The organism is Terrabacter aerolatus, assembly GCF_007991735.1.
Lineage (GTDB): Bacteria > Actinomycetota > Actinomycetes > Actinomycetales > Dermatophilaceae > Terrabacter > Terrabacter aerolatus.
In genome coordinates this window covers 1-1,032 of the sequence record NZ_BJYX01000057.1, presented here as the reverse complement: position 1 = coordinate 1,032, position 1,032 = coordinate 1, and the positions used below count along the sequence as shown (strand labels likewise).

The following is a 1,032-nucleotide window of genomic DNA, read 5'->3' as shown; positions in this document are numbered from 1 at the left end:
CCCCCCCCCCCCCCGCCGAGCCCCGCCGAGCGCTTCGGGGACGACCGAGGTGCGAGCGTGAGGGTGAATGCCAGTGACTCCCATCGACGTCGGCGGACGGGCTAGCGTCGGGGCATGGCCTCGAACCCGGACGTGCAGCAGTTCCTCACCGCGCTGCGCGGCCGCATCACCCCCGAGCAGGCCGGCCTGACCACCTTCGGCAGCGAACGCCGCGTCCCTGGCCTGCGCCGCGAGGAAGTCGCCCAGCTCGCCGGCGTCAGCACCGCCTACTACACCCGCATGGAACGTGGCGACCTGGGCGGCGTCTCCGAGAGCGTCCTCTACGCCCTGGTCCGCGCGCTCGAGCTCAACGAGGCCGAGTCGGCGCACCTGTTCGACCTCGCCCGCGCCGCCACCGGGCTGCGGCGCGCTCCACGGGTCAAGCCGACTCCGCGGGTGTCACCCCGGCTGGCGTTGCTCATCGACGCGCTCGACGTCCCCGCCCTGGCCATGACCCAGCTGGGCGACTGCGTGGCCTCGAACCCGATGGGTCGAGCACTGTTCCCAGATCTGTTCCCACCCGACCGTCCCCCGCTGAACGGCACCCGCTACCTGTTCCTGGACGACCGAGCCCGCGTCTTCTACCCCGACTGGGAGAAGACCGCCCGCGAAGCAGTCTCCGGGCTACGGCTCATGGCCGGTCATGACCCCAGCGACCGGGCACTCATGGCCCTGGTCGGCGAACTCGCGACCCGCAGCGCCGACTTCCGCACCTGGTGGGGAGGGCACACCGTCCGGACACACTTCGCAGGCACGAAAACCATCCACCACCCGGTCGTGGGCGACATGACCCTCGGCTTCGAGGTGATGGCGTTGCCGTCCACCCCGGGATTGAACCTGCTCACCTACATCGCCGAACCTTCAACCCCGTCCGCGGATGCCCTGAACCTGCTCCGCAGCTGGACCGCCGACAGTGCGGCGACAGAAATCGACACCGCCCGACAACACTGACCCGCTCTGTGGCGCCGACCGAAGCGTCCGCTGATGGTGTGT

Annotated in this window: 1 protein-coding gene; it reads left to right on the top strand. The window is 70.4% G+C overall.

Translation table 11 applies throughout. From position 1 onward, the window contains the following. Window positions 1-114: 114 nt before the first annotated feature. Window positions 115-990 (top strand): helix-turn-helix transcriptional regulator, encoded by an 876-nt coding sequence (locus TAE01_RS20370; RefSeq protein WP_147068631.1) that lies wholly within the window; start codon window positions 115-117, stop codon window positions 988-990. The last annotated feature ends 42 nt before the right edge of the window (window positions 991-1,032 follow it).